This is a genomic window from Lysinibacillus composti, assembly GCF_016908465.1.
Taxonomy (GTDB): domain Bacteria; phylum Bacillota; class Bacilli; order Bacillales_A; family Planococcaceae; genus Ureibacillus; species Ureibacillus composti_A.
Genome location: NZ_JAFBDY010000001.1, coordinates 623,929 through 640,162 on the forward strand (window position 1 = coordinate 623,929; position 16,234 = coordinate 640,162).

A 16,234-nucleotide genomic window follows, 5' to 3' on the forward strand; every position below is an offset into this window, starting at 1 on the left:
TTTTCCTATAGTTTAGCTTTTTAAATTAATTAAATAGAGATTTAATTGGGAAAAGGGTAAGAATTTTATGACATTTCTTAAATTAAATAAATTATGTCATATCTTTAAAGTATTTTCAAAGACTATCGTATTTAATTTCGTTAAACTTCGAGTTAGTATTCACCACAGGTAAAATTTCAAACGTAATTAACATAGATAATCACAAACCTAATTTTAAAAAATAGAAGATAAAAATTTACAGAATAATTAGTTCATTACTCAAAAAATAAAGCTATATAATAGAAGGTTTTCATCATAAATTTGATGTGTTTCTTATAAAAATGAAAGCGTTGTCAATTTTAGGTGTTATTTTTTATCGATTAAAGAGTATTAGTTGGATTGGAATCTGAGAGAATATACAATTGAGATCATTAAATCCACTTAACTTGATCAACTTTACATATTGACTGAATCTGGCAAAGTGGCTGTAAATGTATTTGTTAATTTAGAGAGGGGTATCATTGAGTATTAGGAGACAACTTGAGGTATTGAACTTACATATTCTTTCTTTAATGATTCCCATTCTATTTAAGTAACTATATTATCTACATTTTCACTATATGTGTCGATTTATTGAAAAAAATGTTGATTTATTAATAGGAATACTTTATAAACTAATAGGGGCCTTTTTCAATGAAAGGTTTGCTAGATTGGAAGTTGTTACTATGGGAGGATACTTTTATGAGTATGACATATTCAACTCTATAATCTTATTAATTGATAGTAAAATCCATCAAAAGATAGCAATGTTCTCCAAAAACTCTTAACATTGTGTTATATGAACGTAATCGCTTTATGATATAATAATAGATGTATTACGACACATTAAAATATTTAAGTATGATATAATAGTAGATAGTTGAATCTATAAATAATTGTAATATAATAGATACGCTATGATTATTACTATTACAAAAAAGTTGAGTGACTAGGTCTTGTGAAGTTATTAAATGCCTAAGAAGTACACGGCATCTTTTTTGCAAATATTAGGGGAAAAGGTTGGTATAGATGAGCGACAGAGTAATTAAAACAGACGTTATTTTAATTGGCGCTGGAATTATGAGTGCTACATTAGGTACACTACTTAAAGAGTTAAAACCTGAATGGGAAATTAAAGTATTCGAAGGCCTTGAGAAAGCTGGAGAAGAAAGTTCTAATGAGTGGAATAATGCAGGTACAGGGCATTCAGCACTATGTGAACTAAACTATACATCTGAAAAATCAGATGGTTCAATTGATATTAAAAAAGCGATTAATATTAACGAACAGTTCCACCTATCAAGACAATTTTGGTCTTATTTAGTTGACCGTAAGCTGATACAAAATCCACAAGATTTTATCATGCCAATACCTCACATGAGTATGGTGCAAGGTTCTAATAATGTGAACTTCCTAAAGAAACGTTATGAAGCGTTATCTAAAAACCTTTTATTTAAAGGTATGGAATTTACTGAAGACCCTAAAAAATTAATGGAATGGTTCCCGTTAATTATGGAAGGTCGTACAGATAATGAACCAATCGCAGCAACAAAAGTTGAGTATGGTACAGATGTTAACTTTGGTGCTTTAACTCGTATGTTGATTGACCATTTAGAGTCTAAAGGCGTTGAAATTAACTATAAACATAGTGTTTATGATGTTAAACGTACAAAAGAAGGCTTATGGCAAGTTAAAGTAAATGATCTTGTTGGCTGTAAAGCAAAATACTATGAGTCAAAATTCGTCTTCCTTGGTGCAGGTGGAGGAAGCTTAGAGTTACTTCAAAAATCAGGTATTCCTGAAGGTAAACATATTGGAGGATTCCCTGTAAGCGGTTTATTCATGGTTTGTAAAAATCAAGAAGTTGTTGAGAAACATCATGCGAAAGTATACGGAAAAGCAAAAGTTGGTGCACCACCAATGTCAGTTCCGCATCTTGACACTCGCTTTATCGACAACAAAAAATCATTACTATTCGGACCGTTTGCTGGTTTCTCACCTAAGTTCCTAAAAACAGGTTCAAATATGGATTTAATCTCTACTGTAAAACCGCATAACATTACGACATTGTTAGCGGCTGGTGTTAAAGAGATGGCATTAACTAAATATTTAATTCAACAAGTTCTACTTTCTAAAGAACAACGTATGGAAGAATTACGCGAATTTATCCCAAATGCTGAAAGCGATGATTGGGATATCGTAGTAGCAGGTCAACGTGTACAAGTAATTAAAGATACTGAAGCTGGTGGTAAAGGTACGCTTCAATTCGGTACAGAGGTTGTTAGCGCAGCTGACGGATCAATTGCAGCATTATTAGGTGCTTCACCTGGTGCTTCAACTGCTGTTCACGTAATGCTTCAAGTAATGAATAAATGTTTCCCACAAGAAATGAAAGCTTGGGAACCAAAAATTAAAGAAATGATTCCGTCTTATGGTAAATCTTTATTAGAAAACCCAGATTTATATGAAAAAGTCTTTACTTCAACTTCAGAGACTCTTGGTTTAGCTAAAAAAGAGGAAGTTCATAGCTAATTTTTACTAGATATATCAAGAACCTTCAATTTATTTTGGATTGAAGGTTCTTTTTTATGCACTTTTTTAATATTTAAATTATGTCTTTAGTAAAACACAGAGTTAAGCGTTAACGTACGTTCCCTATGAAATGTTACAATTAAGGTATATTAGTTTAAAAAAGTTCTATGAATGGAAAAGGTCCATTCTTAGAAAAAATTAAACTTTTTTGTTTAAAATATTTAGAGCTATGTTGGTTCTCGTGAAGAATTTGCTTTTGATATAGTAGACCAGTCGGTAGGAGAAAGGAGACGATTGGTGTGGACACTAAATCATTAATCATTCAGATTGCAACAAGACTTTTTCAACAAAAGGGGTATTTAGGTGTAGGATTAAACGAAATCTAAAGGTATGTAATATTTCAAAAGGGTCCCTCTATCATCACTTTCCGAATGGAAAAGAAGAATTACTTATTGCATATCTCGATTCTTTAAATGATGCGATTACAATAGATATTGAAGGGATTTTTAACGAAAATCCAACTACCGAAGAAGCAACTAGTGCAATGATTGAAGGAGCAATGATGCATAGCTTAACTCAAAAAGCCATACACCCCCTAAGAGTAGTATCAAGAGAATTACTAAAGATTATTAAAGCGAACAAATAGTGCTTTGAATCTAGTTTTATGTTAAAAGTATGAAGTTGAAAAAAATAAAGAATTGTTATGCACATTGAATGAGTTATTTTCATACAATTCGGTATGGCACCAGGGAAAACACTTATATTTCATCTTCTATAAAATCGGCAAATGGTTCATAAATTTCTATATTCGCTCTTTGTACATTTCAACAAGATGTTACTTTGAAAGGAAGATTAAATGAATTATGACTGGGACATAGCTATTTCTTCACTTTCTAAAATAACCGTTACATCAAATCCAAATAATGAGCCTGTTTCCATATATGGTGACGTTGAAGGTTTGAAATGTATTGGGGTGGGAACTGATGCGGCTGTTTTTCAATCTCAATCTGCCCCGACTTATGCATTTAAATTATATGCTGAGGATAAAAGAGACAAAGTGGAAATTGAGGCAAATGTTTATAGTAAAATAGAAGGCTCACCTTATTTTTCAGCATGCTTTGCTGCTACAGACAAATACCTCGTCTTAAACTACGAGGAAGGGAAAACATTATTTGACTGCATACTACAAGGTATTCATATTCCGGAACAGGTAATAAGTGATGTGGAAATTGCACGGGATTATGTTCGTTCAAAGGGACTTAACCCAAGGGATATCCATTTAAAAAATATCTTATTACAAGACGGAAGAGCGAAATTACTTGATGTCTCGGAATACGTAATGCCGGGAAATGATTTTCGGTGGGAGCATTTAAAAAAAGGCTACGAGCAATACTATCATTTAATAGATGGAAAAACAGTTCCGTTTTGGTTAGTAGAAACAGTTCGAAAGTGGTATAATCAGCAAACTAATCAATTTAAATTCGAGGAGTTTACAAAAATTATTTTGAAATTTCTATGTAAAAAATAGGAGAAGCATGTTTTGATTAATTCAAAACATGCTTTTTAAGTTTACACAAAAAGAATTAATAAATAATCATCTTCTACTTGTAAAACGGAACATTTGTTCTTATAATAAATATAAGATCAAACGAAAAGTGAGTGAGGATTATGAATATAACGGATGAAATAAAATTAAATATTCATCTGTACGTCATTCTGGAATTAGCCATTAAATCAACACAGCATGATAAAAAGCTATTTGAATCATTTAAAGTAAAACGACCATATATAACTTTCTGCGATCAACAATTAGAAATATTAAAAAAAGAATTTAAACTAGTCACAAAATTGCTCTACAAACACGGTGTGAAATTTGAAAAGTACCTTCGTACTGGTATTAACGATTGTTTATATAGTTTTGTGTGTAGGGGAGATGTAGTTCCTTTTCATTACCATGGAGATACATTAAAAACACAAGTTGAGCGGAAGTTAAAACTTACGTGGCAATCAATGGAAGGGAAAGTGGAATGTGGGTAAACACCGAACAACTAAGTCGCTCTCCGCAGAAGAGAAAAAACAAATGATGACCTTACTTAAAAATCACTCAAAAAAAGAAATTGAAATAGCATTAAGCCAAATTGAAAAGTGTAATGAACGGTATAAATATTTGGAAGTTTAACTAAAATTCTTTGGATGAACGAATTTATTTTCGAAATTTAGATAAAAACGTTCAATTTTTGCTTTTTAAACTAAGTTAGCTTTTTTGACTTTTATGTGAATCATTCTAAAAATGAGATTGGTTCCTAATAAAGGAAAAACCTCTCCAATGGCAAGGAGAGGTTTTTCTATTTAAAATCATCACTAATTAAAAAGGCGGAAAGGCTTGGCGGAGCCTTTTAGTTGAAGTGTAGCACTTCAACTAAATTTATTATACTTTATTGAATTTATATAATCTAGTCAGAGAAGAGATTAAATTTATCTAAATACGAGATATATTCGAATTAGAGATAAAATGGTGTATTGTGATTATTTTAAATTACATTTTATGAAAAACAATTATATAATAGATTAAAACTGTTTTTATTACTTGGAGAATATATGATCGAAGAATTGCGGAGTTATATTTTGATTATTGTTTTTGCAGGTGTTCTAAGTCTTATAATATGTCTATTCTCCTATTTAAAACTTAAAGATTCGCCTGGTGCAAGACACTATATTATTGTTACATTTCTATCGGCAATATTTACTTTTTCTTATGCATTTGAATTGTCTAGTTCTACATTGCAAGAGATTAACTTTTGGTTAGGCATAGAGTATTTTGTTATGCCATTTATTCCAGCTTTTACTTTGTTAATGTGTTTTGAATATGTTGGTGTTAAACTAAAACAAAAATTTTATTATGCGCTGTTTGGCATACCTTTGATCACGGTGTTTACGCATCATACGAATGAGCTTCATCATCTATATTATGTATCTGTTCGATTGCGAACTGACACACCTTTTCCAATTGCAGATATGGAATATGGCCCATTTTTTTATGTTCATTCACTATATCTATTCATTTGTCTTTCAATTAGTATGATCATCTTATTATTGCAATTAAAAAAGTCATTGTTTCGTTTTAAATTGCAAATCTTAACAATGGTTGCAGGGTTATTTGTACCAATCGCTGCAAACCACTTTTATTTAAACGATTTAAGCCCCTTTGGAATAGACTTAGGTCCAGTATCGATGAGTCTTTCTTTTATCCTTCACGGCATAGCATTATTTACTTTTCAAATGTTTAATGTACTGCCAATAGCCAGGGAAAAGGTATTTGAAAGCATGAATGAAGGAGTCATTGTGTTAGATCAAAATGGAACTATTGTCGATTACAATAAGTCCATTCAAAAAGTAATGCCTATGTTAAATACGTTTTCTTTAGGAAAACCAATAGGAATGGTGTTAAATGAGGATGAAAAACTTAGAGAACTCATTATTCTTGGAATGGACTGCGACTATGAGTGCGTAAAAGGCACTCAAATTGCACACTATCAAGTTCGTTTTTCACAAGTTGTAAATGGGAATGGTACAAATATAGGGACGATTATCACTTTTGTGAATATCACCGAGAGAGTAGAATTGCAAGAAAAGCTCAAGCAACTTGCGAGTTATGATGGGTTAACTAAAATTTATAATAGGACTTACTTTTTAGAACAATCAAATAGAAAATTAGATTCAAAGGGAAGAAAAGAACGTAATGCTTGCTTAGTTTTGTTCGATATCGATCATTTTAAAAAAATTAATGATACATACGGACATGAAACAGGAGATTTAGTCCTCAGTCATATCGCCGAGTTAGTAAAGGACTGTTTAAGACCACAAGATTTAATTGGTCGTTATGGTGGGGAAGAGTTTATAGTTCTATTATTTGATATGAATGTAGATGAAGCGTTTGAAATTACGAATACTATTAGAATTAAAATCTCAGAAAGTTTCATCCGTAATCATGACTTCTATAATGTTAGTGTAACAGCTAGTTTTGGGGTCGCACAAGTACAGGTAACATTAGCCAACCAACAGGAAGCTATTAAACTGGCGATACGGAACGCTGATGAAGCCCTTTATGAAGCAAAGAGAGATGGAAGAAATAGAGTTCAAGTATTTAAGGAAAACATGCAGTTCAAATAAGGAAGAAAACTGCCTCCAGACGTTGTTTATTTATGTTGTAAAACGTGAACAGGGCAATTAAATAAATTAAAGGAGTCGTTTCTATTGTTGAAACGACTCCCTTTTAATGCAAATAAAATCGAATTTTCCTTTATTAAAAATCACTTTCCATTTCTTTTCTTCTATAGGCAAATTCGTATGTAGCTTCTAACATACGGTCGCTTAAATTTGCTAACTGAATAAGGTCCACACCAAAATACATTACTAAAAACTGAATCATGTTTTTTCGCTCTTTTTCTGAAAACATTTTCTCATCCCCTTAATTGATATATAACAATATATTCATTTGTAAACTGATGTATAACAGATAAAAGCCCAATTAATAAAATGTTTTCTTTTAATTACATAGGTAGGAAATGAATGGGGTGATCAGGTAATAAGGTGATAAGGGATGGAAGTGGTTCGAAAAGAAATGAAATCGTAAAAGTTGAGGGCATGAAAAAAGATGAGTACATGAAGCACTCACCGTTTAAATACATCCATTTTAACCTTTATGTTATAACCACGAACTAACGAATCAAAGTGGATTTTTAACGTCCACCCTGATTGTTGTTCATTTTTTTCATAGCTTCCTCTACCGATAATTTTGGAGAATTATTTTTGTCCGGGTGAGAAACTGTTATTAATCCAAACTCTTCATTTTTGGAATAACGGATATCATCATTAGATACATCAATTGGACTTTTCTTTCCCTTTTTTTCATTATTTCTCATATATTCATCTCCTCTCATGTCTAATATGAGTATTTTCCTCTTGTTTATGTACAAAATAAACAGACTTTTAGTGTAGTATTATTGGGAACAAATATCTAAGTGAGTGGAAGCTGTATAGATGGAAAAGAAAAAACGGGAGAGAAAGCACGGATTCTTTAAAGAACTTATGTTTGAGATTAGAAATTCAATTTTTCTTGAGTTGATATTCAACCTCTTACTTTTCATACCGAGAATGATGATTCGCTTCATCAAAAACCTTCTATGAAGAGGTGTAAAAAAAGAGCATCCCACGTTAATGGAGATGCTCACTTGTATTAAACTAAACCACTACATTTGCATTCTGTTTGATTTCGATAAATTGTAAATGGTGGTCTTCCTTTTCGAAAATAGAGAACGTATAGCCTTCAAATTCAATAACATTTTCTTGGTTTAATTCCATATCTTGAGTGAAGTACCATCCACCGATTGTATCAACATCTGGATTTTCTAATGGAACATTTAGAAGTGTGGCAACATCCTCTAATAATACTTTTGCATGAATGATATAATGGCCAGCTTTTACTTTTCGGATCTGAGCTATTTCATCATCATCAAACTCGTCTCGAATTTCGCCGACTAATTCTTCTAAAATGTCTTCAACAGTCACTAAACCAGAAGTTCCGCCGTATTCATCTAATAAAATAGCAATATGTGTACGTTCTTTTTGCATTTTTGTTAATAAAACTTGAATCGGTGTTGTTTCAAGTACTTTTATGACAGGATTCATGAAATGATCTAATTTAAAGGTATCAGCTGAAATTCGATTATTGATGCCTTGTGTTAGGAAATCTTTTATATTGATAAACCCGATAATATTATCTCGGTCTTCTTCGTAAACAGGGTAACGTGTATAGCGTTCTTCTTCGATTGTTGTTAACACTTCATTAAATGTTATATGTTTTTCAAATCCTACAATCTCCGTACGAGGCACCATGATTTCACGGGCGATTCGATCATCAAATTCAAATACGTTGTTTACATATTTTAATTCATTTTGGTTAATTTCGCCGCTTTTATAGCTTTCCGTTAATAATAATCGTAATTCTTCTTCTGTGTGAGAAAGCTCATGTTCAGAAGCAGGTTTCATGCCAAATAATCCAACTAAGATACGTGCAGAACCATTCAAGAACCAGATAAATGGATATAAAAGTTTATAGAAAATCATAATTGGTTTTGCAAATAAAAGGGTGATCGTTTCAGATTTTTGGATCGCAGCTGTTTTTGGAGCCAGTTCACCCACTACAACGTGTAAAAATGTCGCGATAACAAAAGCAGCCCCAATTGTAAAGAAGTGAACATAGTCAGAAGGAATCCCGATTGCTTCAAAAGCAGGATGTAAAATAAATTCAAAGGTAGATTCACCAACCATACCAATACCAAGAGCTGTTACAGTAATACCTAATTGACAGGCTGACAGGTATTCATCTAAATGAGTTGTAACATGTTTGGCGGCTAGAGCACCTTTTTTTCCTTCAGCGACTAACTGATCTATTTTAGATTGTCTTACTTTTACAATAGCAAATTCCGTTGCAACGAAAAATGCAGTTAATGCGATTAAAACAATAAAAATCGTTAAATTTATTGCGGTCAACTAAATGTCTTACTTAAAAAAGTAAGACTTCACCTCCTAGGTTATCAATAATAATAGTGTTTGCATTAAAGCAACACTTTCGGATGAAACTTTATTTTTAATCGATGTTTGTGTTGTTTGTTCTTGTTGTTGCATTTGATCTAGTAAAGTAGAAATTTCATTTTTTAGAGTTTGCATGTGTAGACGAATTTCATGAAGGTCAATTTCTTCATATTTATTTTCTTGTTTAATCGACTTTTTTATGTCTTGTAAACTCATGCCGGACGCTTTCATCTCTTCAATTTTGTGAAGTTGTTCGATTGTCTCTGATGTGTAAAACCGATAGTTCGAAGTAGAACGTTCGGCTTTTAATAGACCAAGATTCGTGTAATAATCAATCGTTCGTTTTGTAATACCTGTTACTTCTGCTAATTCACCAATTTTTAGTTTCTCGTTCCCAACGTTCATCCCTCCAAACTATCACGTGATAGTTTTATTATATATGAAAATATGATTATTTACAATTAATCTAGTGATTTAAATAATTATATAGAATTGTAGTAGTTGGTTTAGCGTGATGGATGTGTAAGGGAGATAAAAAAAGTTTGAGAATGGGGGTGTACAAATGCTTAAAATTATTGTAAAATAACATAAGAATACAAGCGATTCGAAATGAAAGACCGTTTCCGTTAGGTGCTGGTAACACTTAACACAAGGAAATGGTCTTTTGTATTTTCTACTGGAATACCATCATATTAAAGAAAAGAGAAAGAACAGAGATTTTGTTGTAACTTATCAAATACATGCATATGATGAAGAAAATGGTCGTTAAAAACAACTTGATTTTTATTTGTAATTTCTATTTACCTATACCAATGATTAGGGGAGAAATGGTATTCTTTAGGTGCAGTGAATGAACGCTACTCTGTTTGTTTTTGAACGGAATGCTTTATATTTTTATATGAAAGAGGATACATAGAGATGAATAAACAGGAAAGTCGTTATCGATGGGTCGTACTGGCTACTGCCTTGTTTGCTTATTTTATCATTATTAGCCAGAGAACTGCTCCAGGGATCATTACGGACCAATTAATGAGCGATTTTCATGTGAAGGCAACAATTATTGGGCTAATGAGTAGTTTTCAATTTTTTGCGTATGCAGGGCTGCAAATTCCTATTGGTCTTTTATCTGACCGATATGGACCCAACCGCTTTCTCATTTTGGGGACACTGCTTAATGGGATTGGAAGTTTACTCTTTAGTCTTGCACCAAATGAATTCGTATTAATTTCCTCTCGCCTAATCGTAGGCATAGGGGACTCCATGATTTTTGTGAACCTTGTGTTAATTTTAAGTCAATGGTTTAAAGCCCAAGAATTTATCAGATTGATGGGGGTTGTTTCGCTTGTTGCGAGTGTTGGTTCATTAACTGCTACGGTCCCATTATCTACTTGGATCTCATTTTCAGGTTGGAGAACACCCTTCCTAACAATTGCCATTATTTTAATATTAGGAAGCTATCTTTTATATACTGTTTTGGTAGTGAAGCCTAAAAAAATCTTTGTCGATGATACCGAAACGAAGAAAACTTCTAATCCTGTTCGAGAAAGTTTTTGGCTCATTTTACGAAGAACCGTTTATTCGCGCCAGGCATGGGCAACATTCCTTTGTCATTTTGGATTAGTAGGGGCGTATATTGGATTTATTGGATCGTGGGGTGTGCCTTACGGAATACAAGTGTTTGAAATATCTCGTTTAGAAGCAAGTCAACTAATGATGTATGGTCTTTTTGGAGCAATCCTTGGTGGACTTTCAATTAGTTGGATTACTAAACGAGTTGAGTCTATTAAAAAAATCTATTCCGTTGTCCATCTCATTGTTTTTGCCAGTTGGATTGGGATGTTTATGTTAGGTATCAAACCTTCTTTTATAATAGTAGTTATTCTGCTGTTTATTATAGGTTTTGGAAATGGCACAAGTGCTTTGACGTTTGCTGTGGTACGAAAATCATTTCCATTAGCAGAAGTTGGAGTAGTAACAGGGTTTGCAAATACGGGTGGATTCTTGAGCGCGGTGTTATTGCCGATTCTTTTCGGAAATGTCCTTGATTTATTCCCAGACGCCCTCTCACTTGGCTATCATTTTGGGCTGATCATCCCTTTGCTATTTTCTTTTATGGGTATAATTGGTGTCTTCTTAATAAAAGAATCAAAAGAAGAAACAATTTAAGTGGCTTCCTATTTAAAAAGGAGATTCCATTATGATGGAAGGATTACCTAGAAGAGAGCTACTATAAAGTTTTGTTTTTTCCCTCTGTTGAAGGAGTATAGCGTTTACAAGTTCGTTCAATGATGTTAAGATCTTACAAGTTTATGTAATACATAACACTATCAATTTTAAAGAATATAGGTAATAATATTATAAGATATAATATTTGATTTTCTTCATTCAAATAATACTATAATAGTCCATATAGGCGTTTCAAGTAATGAAAACTACTGCGGTTACTCGTCCCAGAAAAGATTGTTACAATTTTAATGAGGTGAACAGTTATGAAATTAAACGAATGGTTAAATAATGAAATTCCTACCATCGCAAAATCATTAGAAGATGTGCATAAAGAATATTATTCGATTGAAAGAACAATCGGGTTTGAAGGGGTAGAAAGAATATACAAGATTCTTCAAAATTTCCGTTCGGCACTTTTCCCATGTTTATGTGATCGTTTCTCAAGTGATGAAACACGCATAAATATCATGATTGGCAATAAATTAAGAACTTCTGCTTTAGATTTAAGAGATATTATTGAAAAAGTACTATTTACTAATTCTAGTGATAGCCAATTAAATGCAGATGAAATTGTCATCAATTTAATTAATAAATTTCCGGAAATACGTAGAATGATTCAAACTGATATTCAGGCTGCCTATGATGGGGACCCTGCTACAACTTCAACAGAAGAAATACTTTTTAGTTATCCATCGATTCAAGCAATCAGCATACATAGAATTGCGCACGAACTTTATAAATCAGGAGTGCCAATCATCCCAAGAATTATGAACGAATTTGCACATCAAAAAACGGGAATCGATATTCATCCTGGTGCGACAATAGGGGAATATTTCTTTATTGACCATGGTACTGGTGTGGTAATTGGGGAGACATGTACAATCGGGAAACATGTGAAAATTTATCAAGGGGTTACATTAGGAGCGAAAAGTTTCCCACTTGATGAGCAAGGTAACCCAATTAAAGGAATCAAGCGCCACCCTGATATTGAGGATCATGTTGTGATCTATGCTGGTGCAACAATCCTTGGTGGAGACACAAAAATTGGACGTAATTCTACGATTGGCGGGAATATCTGGTTGACTCAATCCGTACCACCAAACTCACGCGTCTACCAATCACAGCCTTCTCCAAAAATTAAAAATGATTAATTGCCACAACATAGGTTATTAAAATTTCAAAAGATTTTAGTTAATACAATAAGAGAAAAAGTTAGCCTTTCTTAGTAAGCGCGGCCTACCACTGTAAGCCGCGTAATCTATCCGGAAAGTTTAGAAGGACATATAAAATGTGAGCGGGCCTTACATAAAGCCTAGGGCAAAAGCGCCACACGCGCGCGCATTGCCCTCATGACCAACGTCGTGTTGGCCTCAGAGACAAGTTGTAAAGACATGTACCACATGCCTTTGCGGCTTGTGTGCTTAGCCCGCACGAGCCTATCTCTTTATTAGAATCATCGTAAGAATATTCTTAGTTTTTAATATTAATCTAGAATGAACCTCGCATTTTTTGTGCGAGGTTTTTTCTATTTAAAAAGTTCTTATAAAGTAATGTCGGTCATATTATCAAATAAATCATCATAGATTATTGAAGTAATTTGTATAGTTTGTTTGTATTTTGATATTTAGTTGCGATTAATATGAAAGAGTATTCAGCAAGATTTTCAAAAATTAGTCCCTTTGGGTGTGTGTTCAAAACGATAGATTCATAATAGTAATCTATTCAAAAGATGGAGGTTATTCTAATGAACATGACAGAATTCTACCGAGAGCCCGTAGAAAAAGTGATGAAAGAATTTGACGTAACACATCAAGGATTAACAGACTTTGAAGCTCGATATAGACGGAAAGAGCATGGGTATAATGAATTAGAAGAAGGTAAAAGGAAAAGTGCAGCGCAAGTGTTTCTTGAGCAATTTAAGGATTTTTTAGTCATGATCTTAATGGTAGCCGCTGTGATTTCTGCTTTACTTGGAGAAGTACAAAGCTCAATCGTCATTATCGTTGTTGTCATGTTAAATGCTGTATTAGGTACTGTTCAACATGTAAAAGCAGAAAAATCTTTAAATAGTTTAAAAGAGATGGCAGCCCCCATTTCAAAGGTGTTAAGAGAAGGACAAATCATTGAAATCCCATCAAGAGAAATCGTGGTAGGGGATATTTTATGTTTAGATGCAGGAGACTATATTAGCGCGGATGGTCGAATTATTGAAAGTCATAGTTTACAAGTGAACGAGAGTTCGTTAACTGGTGAGTCACTTGCAATCGGTAAAATTGTACAATCATTAAATGCAAAAGAGGTTGCGCTTGGGGATCAGAAAAATATGGTCTTTGCAGGTAGTTTTGTAACAAATGGACGTGGACAAGTACTTGTTACATCCATTGGCATGAACACGGAAATCGGTAAAATTGCCAACCTATTAGATACTGCAAAAGAAAAGAAAACGCCACTTCAGGTAAGTCTAGACCTATTCGGAAAACGACTTGCATTAGGCATTATCATCATCTGTCTTATTATTTTTGCATTAGATATTATTAGAGGTCGTGACTTAGTAGATTCCTTTATGTTCGCAGTATCTTTGGCGGTAGCAGCGATTCCTGAAGCATTAGGTTCCATTGTTACTATAGTTCTAGCTTTTGGTACACAAAAAATGGCGAAAGAAAATGCGATTGTTCGTAAATTACATGCTGTTGAGAGTCTTGGTAGTATTTCAGTCATTTGTTCAGATAAAACAGGTACACTCACTCAAAATAAAATGACTGTTCAAAAATTGTTTGTCAATGACGAAATCATCCAGCACGATCAATTACAAACTAGCGATGTAGTAGAGAATAAATTATTGCAATTTGCTTTATTATGTAATGACTCTGTTTCAGCTGATGGAAAAGGAATAGGAGATCCGACAGAATTAGCCCTTGTAAATATCGGGAAATTATATAATTTTAATGAACTCGAACTACGTGATCAAAATCAACGTATCGGAGAATTGCCATTTGACTCCAATAGAAAATTAATGAGTACAGTCAACAGGATCGAGAACGGAAATCGAATCGTCATGATTACTAAAGGTGCTGTCGATGTGTTACTTCCTCGAATTGTAAGAGTTGAAACTTCACAAGGGATCACAACCATGTCAAGGCGCCATCTTGAAGCAATAAAAGAAGCAAATAGTCAATTCTCAAATGAAGGACTTCGCGTTCTTGCACTTGCCTATAAAGATGTTTATTCACCAAATGTTAGTATAAAAGATGAAAATAGTTTTACCTTTATCGGACTAATCGCAATGATGGACCCACCTCGAAATGAATCAAAACAGGCTGTAGAGGACTGTATCCAAGCAGGAATTAAACCTGTCATGATTACAGGGGATCACAAAATAACTGCAGTGGCCATCGCGAAAGAAATTGGGATTTTAAATGACCCGTCTGAAGCAATTGAAGGGAAAGATATTGAATATCTAACAGATCAAGAATTACAAGAAAAAGTCGATAGCATTTCTGTCTATGCACGTGTTTCTCCTGAACATAAAATCCGTATTGTAGATGCTTGGCAGAAAAAAGGGAAAGTTGTAGCGATGACTGGAGATGGTGTTAATGATGCACCGGCATTAAAGCAAGCAGACATCGGTGTGGCAATGGGGGTTACAGGTACAGAAGTTGCAAAGGATGCTTCCTCAATGATTTTAACTGATGACAACTTCTCCACGATAGTGAAGGCTGTCTCAAATGGTCGAAGTCTTTACATGAATATTAAAAATGCCATTCGGTTTTTATTATCAGGAAACGCGGGCGCCATTTTAGTTGTTTTATATGCAACACTTCTCGCACTACCAGCACCGTTTGCACCAGTTCATTTATTGTTTATCAACTTATTAACGGATAGTTTACCTGCCATTGCCATTGGGTTAGAACCTCATAACAAAAAGGTAATGAAAGAGAAACCAAGAAATATTCACGAGCCTTTATTAAATAAAAGGTTTGTCACGAAGATTGGGATTGAAGGCTTACTAATTGCAGCCGTCACGATTATAGCATTTAGAATTGGCCTATCGACAGGAGATCCGATGGTAGCTAGCACAATGGCTTTTGCTACACTGTGTTTAGCTCGTTTATTCCATGGCTTTAATTGTCGTTCGAATCAGTCTATTTTTAAAATTGGTATCTTTTCAAATATAGCTAGTTGGTTAGCATTTTTGATAGGGGTTTTCCTCCTAAATATCGTATTAATCTTTGGATTATTTGAAGTGGCTTTCTTAACTCGAGCGCAATTAGGGATGATTTATGGACTAGCCTTTTTACCATTAGTCATCATCCAATTATTTAGGTTATTACCTTCGAAAAAATAATGGCTTGTGATTGGAGAGGCTGGGACATAAGTAGAATTTTTAAGGAAAGCCACAATTATCTATAATAAGATATTGATAATTTTTAGATTGAGCGCAATAAGTGTTAGCCATTCTCCGAAAAAACGCGGCCTACCACTGTAAGCCGCGCCAGTTTCCGGAAAGTTTTGAAGGACAAATTTTATGTGAGCGGACCTTGCACAAAGCCGGGGGCAAAAACGCCACGTCCGCATGTCTTGCCCCCATGACCAAGCACGCGAGCGGCCTCAGAGACAAGTCGTAAAGACACGTACAACGTGGCTTTGCGGCTTGTGTGCTTAGTCCGCTCTCACCGGTTACTTAATAGGATTCATTATTAAAATTAACAGCAAAAAAACATCAGTTTTCTTTTTGAGAAAACTGATGTTTTTTGGATTTGTCCCAGCCTCTTCATCTTTTTTTGCAAGTGTTTTTCAAGAGTGTTTTATTAAGAGAAGGGAAGCGATTGAGTTTAATATAGTCATTGTTTAAACTAGAACATAA

12 protein-coding genes are annotated in these 16,234 nt (G+C 33.8%); 8 read left to right on the plus strand and 4 right to left on the minus strand.

Going from position 1 to position 16,234, the window contains the following annotated elements:
• Positions 1-1,047: 1,047 nt before the first annotated feature.
• The 5 genes from JOD29_RS03095 to JOD29_RS03115 all read left to right on the plus strand — a co-directional run bounded on the left by JOD29_RS03095 (position 1,048) and on the right by JOD29_RS03115 (position 6,720).
• Positions 1,048-2,550: a malate:quinone oxidoreductase gene (locus JOD29_RS03095; RefSeq protein ID WP_124761513.1), complete on the plus strand. Its 1,503-nt coding sequence runs from the start codon at positions 1,048-1,050 to the stop codon at positions 2,548-2,550.
• A 397-nt stretch (positions 2,551-2,947) separates the two neighbouring features.
• Positions 2,948-3,196 carry a TetR/AcrR family transcriptional regulator gene (locus tag JOD29_RS03100; protein WP_240033578.1) on the plus strand — a complete coding sequence of 83 codons (249 nt, stop codon included), beginning with the start codon at positions 2,948-2,950 and terminating at the stop codon, positions 3,194-3,196.
• A gap of 210 nt (positions 3,197-3,406) precedes the next feature.
• Positions 3,407-4,078 carry a protein kinase family protein gene (locus JOD29_RS03105; RefSeq protein WP_124761511.1) on the plus strand — a complete coding sequence of 224 codons (672 nt, stop codon included), beginning with the start codon at positions 3,407-3,409 and terminating at the stop codon, positions 4,076-4,078.
• A 140-nt stretch (positions 4,079-4,218) separates the two neighbouring features.
• Positions 4,219-4,587 (plus strand): YhjD family protein, encoded by a 369-nt coding sequence (locus tag JOD29_RS03110; protein WP_124761509.1) that lies wholly within the window; start codon positions 4,219-4,221, stop codon positions 4,585-4,587.
• A gap of 588 nt (positions 4,588-5,175) precedes the next feature.
• Positions 5,176-6,720: a histidine kinase N-terminal 7TM domain-containing diguanylate cyclase gene (locus tag JOD29_RS03115; protein ID WP_239585523.1), complete on the plus strand. Its 1,545-nt coding sequence runs from the start codon at positions 5,176-5,178 to the stop codon at positions 6,718-6,720.
• Between the two features lie 133 nt (positions 6,721-6,853).
• On the opposite strand, the gene JOD29_RS03120 is transcribed toward JOD29_RS03115, so the two are convergent.
• The 4 genes from JOD29_RS03120 to JOD29_RS03135 all read right to left on the minus strand — a co-directional run bounded on the left by JOD29_RS03120 (position 6,854) and on the right by JOD29_RS03135 (position 9,549).
• A complete protein-coding gene (locus JOD29_RS03120; RefSeq protein WP_124761505.1) occupies positions 6,854-7,006 on the minus strand; it encodes a BH0509 family protein in 153 nt (50 codons plus the stop codon).
• Positions 7,007-7,289: 283 nt separating this feature from the next.
• Positions 7,290-7,472, minus strand: a complete 183-nt coding sequence (locus tag JOD29_RS03125) for a hypothetical protein (protein WP_124761503.1) — start codon at positions 7,470-7,472, stop codon at positions 7,290-7,292.
• A gap of 319 nt (positions 7,473-7,791) precedes the next feature.
• Positions 7,792-9,102, minus strand: a complete 1,311-nt coding sequence (locus JOD29_RS03130) for a hemolysin family protein (protein WP_124761501.1) — start codon at positions 9,100-9,102, stop codon at positions 7,792-7,794.
• Between the two features lie 36 nt (positions 9,103-9,138).
• A complete protein-coding gene (locus JOD29_RS03135; RefSeq protein ID WP_124761499.1) occupies positions 9,139-9,549 on the minus strand; it encodes a MerR family transcriptional regulator in 411 nt (136 codons plus the stop codon).
• A gap of 513 nt (positions 9,550-10,062) precedes the next feature.
• Between JOD29_RS03135 and JOD29_RS03140 the strand changes: the two genes are divergently transcribed.
• The 3 genes from JOD29_RS03140 (at position 10,063) to JOD29_RS03150 (ending at position 15,715) form a co-directional block, all read left to right on the plus strand.
• On the plus strand, positions 10,063-11,310 hold the full coding sequence (locus tag JOD29_RS03140; protein WP_124761497.1) for an MFS transporter: 1,248 nt from the start codon (positions 10,063-10,065) through the stop codon (positions 11,308-11,310).
• Between the two features lie 323 nt (positions 11,311-11,633).
• On the plus strand, positions 11,634-12,521 hold the full coding sequence (gene epsC / locus JOD29_RS03145) for a serine O-acetyltransferase EpsC (RefSeq protein WP_124761495.1): 888 nt from the start codon (positions 11,634-11,636) through the stop codon (positions 12,519-12,521).
• A gap of 599 nt (positions 12,522-13,120) precedes the next feature.
• The gene (locus tag JOD29_RS03150; RefSeq protein ID WP_124762643.1) at positions 13,121-15,715 is read left to right on the plus strand and encodes a cation-translocating P-type ATPase; all 2,595 of its coding nucleotides are present in this window, start codon (positions 13,121-13,123) and stop codon (positions 15,713-15,715) included.
• Positions 15,716-16,234: the final 519 nt, after the last annotated feature.